Annotated in this window: 8 protein-coding genes; all 8 read left to right on the top strand. The window is 40.1% G+C overall.

Going from position 1 to position 8,015, the window contains the following annotated elements:
* The first annotated feature begins 121 nt into the window (after nucleotides 1-121).
* The 8 genes from guaA to ADI58_RS04165 all read left to right on the top strand — a co-directional run bounded on the left by guaA (nucleotide 122) and on the right by ADI58_RS04165 (nucleotide 7,933).
* Nucleotides 122-1,684 carry a glutamine-hydrolyzing GMP synthase gene (gene guaA, locus ADI58_RS04200; protein WP_049521577.1) on the top strand — a complete coding sequence of 521 codons (1,563 nt, stop codon included), beginning with the start codon at nucleotides 122-124 and terminating at the stop codon, nucleotides 1,682-1,684.
* A 243-nt stretch (nucleotides 1,685-1,927) separates the two neighbouring features.
* A complete protein-coding gene (locus tag ADI58_RS04195; RefSeq protein ID WP_049521576.1) occupies nucleotides 1,928-3,214 on the top strand; it encodes a peptidase U32 family protein in 1,287 nt (428 codons plus the stop codon).
* 314 nt (nucleotides 3,215-3,528) lie between these two features.
* Nucleotides 3,529-3,729 (top strand): F0F1 ATP synthase subunit C, encoded by a 201-nt coding sequence (locus ADI58_RS04190; RefSeq protein ID WP_001054557.1) that lies wholly within the window; start codon nucleotides 3,529-3,531, stop codon nucleotides 3,727-3,729.
* 32 nt (nucleotides 3,730-3,761) lie between these two features.
* Nucleotides 3,762-4,475, top strand: coding sequence for a F0F1 ATP synthase subunit A (gene atpB / locus ADI58_RS04185; RefSeq protein WP_000392863.1), 714 nt, complete (start codon nucleotides 3,762-3,764; stop codon nucleotides 4,473-4,475).
* 13 nt (nucleotides 4,476-4,488) lie between these two features.
* Nucleotides 4,489-4,983, top strand: coding sequence for a F0F1 ATP synthase subunit B (gene atpF, locus ADI58_RS04180; protein ID WP_000558549.1), 495 nt, complete (start codon nucleotides 4,489-4,491; stop codon nucleotides 4,981-4,983).
* Complete coding sequence (locus tag ADI58_RS04175) at nucleotides 4,983-5,519, top strand: F0F1 ATP synthase subunit delta (RefSeq protein ID WP_023942965.1); 537 nt, start codon at nucleotides 4,983-4,985, stop codon at nucleotides 5,517-5,519. The genes atpF and ADI58_RS04175 overlap by 1 nt, the downstream gene beginning before the upstream one ends.
* A 14-nt stretch (nucleotides 5,520-5,533) precedes the next feature.
* Nucleotides 5,534-7,039 (top strand): F0F1 ATP synthase subunit alpha, encoded by a 1,506-nt coding sequence (atpA, locus tag ADI58_RS04170; RefSeq protein WP_000996629.1) that lies wholly within the window; start codon nucleotides 5,534-5,536, stop codon nucleotides 7,037-7,039.
* A gap of 15 nt (nucleotides 7,040-7,054) precedes the next feature.
* Nucleotides 7,055-7,933 (top strand): F0F1 ATP synthase subunit gamma, encoded by an 879-nt coding sequence (locus ADI58_RS04165; protein WP_000301223.1) that lies wholly within the window; start codon nucleotides 7,055-7,057, stop codon nucleotides 7,931-7,933.
* The last annotated feature ends 82 nt before the right edge of the window (nucleotides 7,934-8,015 follow it).

Genomic DNA, 8,015 nt, shown 5'->3' with positions numbered 1-8,015 from the left:
TGAGCAGCCTGCGGCTAGCTTCCTAGTTTGCTCTTTGATTTTCATTGAGTATTAGTTGGTAATTCGCCCTTATTTGTGATAGAATATTGAAAAAAGATATTTCTTTTGAGAAAGGAAAAAGATGAGCAACATTTCAACTGATTTGCAAGATGTAGAAAAAATCATCGTATTGGACTATGGAAGTCAGTACAACCAGCTGATTTCACGCCGTATCCGTGAGATTGGTGTTTTTTCAGAACTAAAAAGCCATAAAATTTCAGCTGCTGAAGTTCGTGAAATCAATCCTGTAGGAATCATCCTTTCAGGTGGTCCAAACTCTGTATACGAAGATGGTTCATTTGATATTGACCCAGAAATCTTCGAACTTGGAATTCCTATTTTGGGAATTTGTTACGGTATGCAGTTATTGACCCATAAACTTGGAGGAAAAGTTGTCCCTGCAGGTGATGCTGGAAATCGTGAATACGGTCAATCAACTCTTACTCACACACCATCAGCTCTTTTTGAATCAACACCAGACGAGCAGACTGTTTTGATGAGCCATGGTGATGCGGTTACTGAGATTCCTTCTGACTTTGTTCGTACTGGAACATCAGCTGACTGCCCTTATGCAGCCATTGAAAACCCAGATAAACACATTTACGGTATCCAATTCCACCCAGAAGTTCGTCATTCTGTATACGGGAATGATATCCTTCGTAACTTTGCCCTTAACATCTGTAATGCTAAAGGCGACTGGACAATGGATAACTTCATCGACATGCAGATACAAAAAATCCGTGAGACTGTCGGTGATAAACGTGTCCTTCTTGGTTTATCAGGTGGTGTTGACTCTTCAGTTGTTGGAGTTCTTCTCCAAAAAGCGATTGGCGATCAATTGATCTGTATCTTCGTGGATCACGGTCTTCTTCGTAAAGGAGAAGCGGACCAAGTTATGGACATGCTTGGTGGTAAGTTTGGTTTGAATATCGTCAAAGCAGACGCTGCTAAACGTTTCCTTGATAAACTTGCTGGCGTTTCTGACCCAGAACAAAAACGTAAAATCATCGGTAACGAGTTTGTCTATGTCTTTGATGACGAAGCAAGCAAGCTCAAAGATGTTAAATTCCTTGCTCAAGGTACCTTATATACAGACGTTATCGAGTCTGGTACGGATACAGCTCAAACTATCAAGTCACACCACAACGTGGGTGGTCTTCCAGAGGACATGCAGTTTGAATTGATTGAACCACTCAACACTCTCTATAAAGATGAAGTTCGTGCTCTCGGTACAGAACTTGGTATGCCAGACCATATCGTATGGCGCCAACCATTCCCAGGACCAGGTCTTGCAATCCGTGTTATGGGTGAAATTACTGAGGAGAAACTAGAAACTGTTCGTGAGTCAGACGCTATTCTTCGTGAGGAAATTGCCAAAGCTGGCCTTGACCGCGATATTTGGCAATACTTCACTGTTAATACAGGAGTTCGTTCAGTTGGTGTTATGGGTGATGGTCGGACATATGACTACACGATTGCAATCCGTGCTATCACCTCTATCGATGGTATGACTGCTGATTTTGCCAAAATTCCATGGGAAGTTCTTCAAAAAATCTCAGTACGTATCGTAAATGAAGTGGATCATGTTAACCGCATCGTCTACGATATTACAAGTAAACCACCTGCAACAGTAGAGTGGGAGTAGTCATCTAAGGACTAATTTATGTAGTTTAACGAGCCAGTATCTTTGGATACTGGTTTTTTACTTTATCTGTATTTTTGACTACTTGTTAAAACTGGGTGAATTTTCGACAAATTAACAGTTAGTTTGCAAGCCTTAAAAGATTAGAATTGTCAAAACAATCTGTCTAGGCTTGATTTTATCGCTTATTTACTATAAAATGAGAAGGAAAAACGTCAAACTTTTATATTGCAAATAGGAGAAAACATGACAAAAATATTAAAACGTCCTGAGGTTTTATCACCTGCAGGGACTTTAGAGAAGCTAAAGGTAGCTGTTCAATATGGGGCAGATGCTGTCTTTATCGGTGGTCAGGCCTATGGTCTTCGTAGCCGTGCAGGAAACTTTACCTTTGAACAAATGGAAGAAGGTGTCCAGTTTGCGGCCAAGTATGGAGCTAAGGTCTATGTAGCTGCCAATATGGTTATGCACGAAGGAAATGAAGCTGGTGCTGGTGAGTGGTTCCGTAAACTGCGTGATATCGGGATTGCAGCAGTTATCGTATCTGACCCAGCCTTGATTATGATTGCAGCAACAGAAGCACCAGGTCTTGAAATCCACCTCTCTACCCAAGCAAGTGCTACTAACTATGAAACCCTTGAGTTCTGGAAAGAACTGGGCTTGACTCGTGTCGTTTTGGCGCGTGAGGTTTCGATGGAAGAATTAGCTGAAATCCGCAAACGTACAGATGTTGAGATTGAAGCCTTTGTTCACGGAGCCATGTGTATTTCTTACTCTGGTCGTTGTACTCTTTCAAACCACATGAGTATGCGTGATGCCAACCGTGGTGGTTGCTCTCAGTCTTGCCGTTGGAAGTATGATCTTTATGATATGCCTTTTGGGAAAGAACGTAAGAGTTTGAAAGGTGAAATTCCAGAAGAATTTTCAATGTCAGCCGTTGATATGTCTATGATTGACCATATCCCGGATATGATTGAAAATGGTGTGGACAGTCTAAAAATCGAAGGACGCATGAAGTCTATTCACTACGTATCCACAGTAACAAACTGCTACAAGGCTGCTGTTGATGCTTATCTAGAGAGTCCAGAGAAGTTTGAAGCTATCAAGCAAGACTTGATTGATGAGATGTGGAAGGTTGCCCAACGTGAATTGGCAACAGGCTTCTACTATGGTACACCATCTGAAAATGAACAGTTATTTGGTGCTCGTCGTAAAATTCCTGAATACAAGTTTGTCGCTGAAGTGGTTTCTTATGATGATGCGACACAAACAGCAACCATTCGCCAACGGAACGTCATTAATGAAGGGGACCAAGTTGAGTTTTATGGCCCAGGTTTCCGTCATTTTGAAACTTATATCGAAGATTTACATGATGCCAAAGGCAATAAAATTGACCGTGCACCTAATCCAATGGAACTCTTGACTATCAAGGTTCCACAACCTGTTCAAGCTGGAGATATGGTTCGAGCTCTCAAAGAAGGTCTTATCAATCTTTATAAGGAAGATGGAACCAGCGTCACAGTGCGTGCTTAATAAACATGTAGGAGACGAAAGCTTTCTAGTTGCTTTCCCTTTAATCCTACTTACTAAAGAGCATTAGGTTAAAGAAAATATATTAATTTTCATCCGAGATTACATCTCGGATTTTTTCAATATTTTTCAGAAATGTCTAGATAATGGTCGGATTTATTACAATTTTTTTACAAAGTTTTCTATATAATAGGCTTAAAAATAGTAAAATTGTAAATAATTTTCATTAAACGCTTTCAATGTTAGTAAAAAGTTGACAAATCCAATTTTTAGGACTAAACTAAGTAAGTAAATTTTAATTAAAAGGAGAATTCGTCATGAATTTAACATTTTTCGGTCTATGTCTTGCCTGTATGGGTGTATCTCTTGGTGAAGGGTTATTGATGAATGGTTTGTTGAAATCAGTAGCTCGCCAACCAGATATTATCGCTGAGTTTCGTAGCTTGATGTTTTTAGGGGTTGCCTTTATTGAAGGAACTTTCTTCGTAACTCTTGTCTTCTCATTTATTATTAAATAACGAAATATAAATTGGAGAAGGGAGAATGTTAGATGGAAGAAAGTATCAATCCAACCATCAATATTGGTCCTGTTACCTTTGATTTAACTTTGACAGCCTTGACTTTGCTGTCTGTGTTTCTGATTTTTGCATTTATCTATTGGGCAAGTCGTAATATGACCTTGAAACCCAAAGGTAAACAAAATGTACTAGAGTATCTCTATGATTTTGTAATTGGATTTACAGAACCTAACCTTGGTTCCCACTACATGAAAGATTACTCACTCTTTTACTTATGTTTATTTCTTTTTATGGTTATCGCCAATAATCTTGGTTTGATGGCTAAACTTCAAACAACAGATGGGACAAACCTTTGGACATCGCCAACTGCAAATCTTTCATTTGACCTTGTCTTGTCTTTCTGTATTATTGTGATGGCGCACATTGAGGGGATTCGTCGTCGTGGGATTAAACAATACCTAAAAGGTTTTGTAACTCCTGCATTTATGACACCGATGAATCTACTGGAAGAAGTCACGAATTTCCTTTCTCTTGCTTTGCGGATTTTTGGGAATATCTTTGCAGGTGAAGTAATGACAAGCTTGCTTCTTTTACTTTCACATCAGGCTATTTTTTGGTATCCAATCGCATTTGGAACAAACTTAGTTTGGACTGCATTTTCCGTGTTCATTTCTTGTGTACAAGCCTATGTCTTTACACTATTATCCTCTATGTACCTAGGAAATAAAATTAATGATGAAGAGTAGAAAGGAGTAACTGATGCACGTAACAGTAGGTGAATTAATTGGTAATTTTATTTTAATCGCTGGCTCTTTTATCCTTTTGCTAGTCTTGATTAAAAAATTTGCATGGTCTAATATTACAGGCATTTTCGAAGAAAGAGCTGAAAAAATTGCTTCAGATATTGACAGAGCTGAAGAAGCACGTCAAAAAGCAGAAGTATTGGCTCAAAAACGCGAAGATGAATTGGCTGGTAGCCGTAAAGAAGCTAAGACAATCATTGAGAATGCGAAAGAAACAGCTGAGAAAAGTAAGGCTAGTATTTTAGCAGATGCTAAACTAGAAGCAGGACGCTTAAAAGAAAAAGCAAACCAAGAAATTGCTCAAAACAAAGCTGAAGCTTTACAAAGCGTTAAGGGTGAGGTAGCAGATTTGACAATCAGCTTAGCTGGTAAAATCATCTCACAAAACCTTGACGGTCATGCCCATAAAGAACTCATTGATCAGTATATCGATCAGCTAGGAGAAGCTTAATGGACAAGAAAACAGTAAAGGTAATTGAAAAATACAGCATGCCTTTTGTCCAATTGGTACTTGAAAAAGGAGAAGAAGACCGTATCTTTTCAGACTTGACTCAAATCAAGCAAGTTGCTGAAGAAACAGGTTTACCTTCTTTTTTAAAAAAAGTGGCAGTAGACGAGTCTGACAAGGAAAAAACGATTGCTTTCTTCCAAGACTCTGTGTCACCTTTATTGCAAAACTTGATCCAGGTTCTGGCCTACAACCACAGAGCAAATCTTTTTTATGATGTGCTTGTAGATTGCTTGAACCGACTTGAAAAAGAAACAAATCGATTTGAAGTGACGATTACATCTGCTCATCCTCTAACTGATGAACAGAAGAGTCGCTTGCTCCCTTTGATTGAGAAAAAAATGTCTCTTAAAGTAAGGAGTGTAAAAGAAGAAATCGATGAAAGTCTCATTGGTGGTTTTGTCATTTTTGCCAATCACAAGACAATTGATGTGAGTATTAAACAACAACTTAAAGTTGTTAAAGAAAATTTGAAATAGAAAGTGGTGTTCTTTTGGCAATTAACGCACAAGAAATCAGCGCTTTAATTAAGCAACAAATTGAAAATTTCAAACCCAATTTTGATGTGACTGAAACAGGTGTTGTAACCTATATCGGGGATGGTATCGCGCGTGCTCATGGCCTTGAAAATGCCATGAGTGGAGAGTTGTTGATTTTTGAAAACGGCTCTTATGGTATGGCTCAAAACTTGGAGTCAACAGACGTTGGTATAATCATCCTAGGTGACTTTACAGATATCCGTGAAGGCGATACAATCCGCCGTACAGGTAAAATCATGGAAGTCCCAGTAGGTGAAAGTCTGATTGGTCGTGTTGTGGATCCGCTTGGTCGTCCAGTTGACGGTCTTGGAGAAATCCACACTGATAAAACTCGTCCAGTAGAAGCACCAGCTCCTGGTGTTATGCAACGTAAGTCTGTATCAGAACCACTGCAAACTGGTTTGAAAGCTATTGACGCCCTTGTACCGATTGGTCGTGGTCAACGTGAGTTGATTATCGGTGACCGTCAGACAGGGAAAACAACCATTGCGATTGATACAATCTTGAACCAAAAAGGTCAAGATATGATCTGTATCTACGTAGCGATTGGACAAAAAGAATCAACAGTTCGTACGCAAGTAGAAACACTACGTCAGTACGGTGCCTTGGACTACACAATCGTTGTGACTGCTTCTGCTTCACAACCATCTCCATTGCTCTTCCTAGCTCCTTATGCTGGGGTTGCCATGGCAGAAGAATTTATGTACCAAGGGAAACATGTTTTGATTGTTTATGATGATCTTTCAAAACAAGCGGTAGCTTATCGTGAACTGTCTCTCTTGCTTCGTCGTCCTCCAGGTCGTGAAGCCTTCCCAGGGGATGTTTTCTATCTTCACAGCCGTTTGCTTGAGCGCTCAGCTAAAGTTTCTGATGAACTTGGTGGTGGATCAATTACAGCCCTACCATTTATCGAGACACAAGCAGGAGATATCTCTGCCTATATCGCAACCAACGTGATTTCTATCACTGACGGACAAATCTTCCTTGGCGATGGTCTCTTCAATGCAGGTATTCGTCCAGCCATCGATGCGGGTTCATCTGTATCACGTGTAGGTGGTTCTGCACAAATCAAAGCCATGAAAAAGGTTGCTGGTACACTTCGTATCGACCTTGCGTCATACCGTGAGTTGGAAGCCTTCACTAAGTTTGGTTCTGACTTGGACGCAGCAACACAGGCTAAGTTGAACCGTGGACGTCGTACCGTTGAGGTCTTGAAACAACCTGTTCACAAACCATTACCTGTTGAGAAACAAGTAACCATTCTTTATGCTTTGACACATGGTTTCTTGGATACTGTTCCAGTAGATGATATTGTTCGTTTCGAGGAAGAGTTCCATGCCTTCTTTGACGCTCAACATCCAGAGATTTTGGAAACCATTCGTGATACAAAAGACTTGCCAGAAGAAGCAGTCTTGGATGCTGCGATTACAGAGTTTCTCAATCAAACCAGCTTCCAATAAGAATAGAGGTGTCAGATGGCAGTATCTCTAAATGATATTAAAACAAAAATCGCCTCAACAAAAAATACGAGTCAAATCACTAATGCCATGCAAATGGTATCGGCTGCTAAGCTAGGTCGCTCTGAAGAAGCAGCTCGCAACTTCCAAGTTTATGCTCAGAAGGTTCGCAAACTTTTGACAGATATTCTTCATGGTAATGGAGCTGGTGGTTCAACTAATCCCATGTTGATTAGCCGTCCTGTGAAGAAGACAGGCTATATCGTCATCACTTCAGACCGCGGTTTGGTTGGAGGTTATAATTCCTCTATTCTGAAAGCCGTTATGGAGTTGAAAGAAGAATACCACCCAGACGGTACAGGTTTTGAAATGATCTGTATTGGTGGAATGGGAGCTGATTTCTTTAAGGCTCGTGGTATTCAACCACTTTATGAATTACGTGGCTTGGCAGACCAACCTAGCTTTGATCAAGTTCGTAAGATTATTTCAAAAACTGTTGAAATGTACCAAAATGAACTTTTTGATGAGCTCTATGTCTGCTACAACCACCATGTCAACACGCTAACCAGTCAAATGCGTGTGGAACAAATGCTTCCGATTGTTGACTTGGATCCCAATGAAGCGGATGAAGAATATAGCTTGACCTTTGAATTGGAAACCAGTCGTGAAGAAATTTTGGAGCAGTTGTTGCCTCAGTTTGCAGAAAGTATGATTTACGGGGCTATTATCGATGCCAAGACAGCTGAGAATGCTGCTGGTATGACAGCCATGCAAACAGCGACAGATAATGCTAAGAAAGTCATCAATGATTTGACAATTCAGTATAACCGTGCCAGACAGGCGGCGATTACACAAGAAATTACAGAAATCGTAGCAGGAGCTAGTGCCTTAGAATAAGCACTAGTCCAGCTCGTATGAAAATGAACTTATACTCAATGAAAATCAAAGAGCAAACTAGGAAGCTAGCCGCAGGCTGTAC

The organism is Streptococcus mitis, assembly GCF_001074635.1.
In the GTDB taxonomy this organism is placed as follows: domain Bacteria; phylum Bacillota; class Bacilli; order Lactobacillales; family Streptococcaceae; genus Streptococcus; species Streptococcus mitis_E.
Note: the sequence above shows the minus strand (reverse complement) of the source record. Positions and strands in the feature narration are given on the sequence as shown.

What these genes read in the sequence shown, in the direction of transcription:
- ADI58_RS04175 (WP_023942965.1), top strand. Translation starts at nt 4,983, where the DNA reads ATGGACAAGAAAACAGTAAAGGTAATTGAAAAATACAGCATGCCTTTT.
- atpF (WP_000558549.1), top strand. Translation starts at nt 4,489, where the DNA reads ATGCACGTAACAGTAGGTGAATTAATTGGTAATTTTATTTTAATCGCT.
- atpB (WP_000392863.1), top strand. Translation starts at nt 3,762, where the DNA reads ATGGAAGAAAGTATCAATCCAACCATCAATATTGGTCCTGTTACCTTT.
- guaA (WP_049521577.1), top strand. Translation starts at nt 122, where the DNA reads ATGAGCAACATTTCAACTGATTTGCAAGATGTAGAAAAAATCATCGTA.
- ADI58_RS04195 (WP_049521576.1), top strand. Translation starts at nt 1,928, where the DNA reads ATGACAAAAATATTAAAACGTCCTGAGGTTTTATCACCTGCAGGGACT.
- ADI58_RS04165 (WP_000301223.1), top strand. Translation starts at nt 7,055, where the DNA reads ATGGCAGTATCTCTAAATGATATTAAAACAAAAATCGCCTCAACAAAA.
- ADI58_RS04190 (WP_001054557.1), top strand. Translation starts at nt 3,529, where the DNA reads ATGAATTTAACATTTTTCGGTCTATGTCTTGCCTGTATGGGTGTATCT.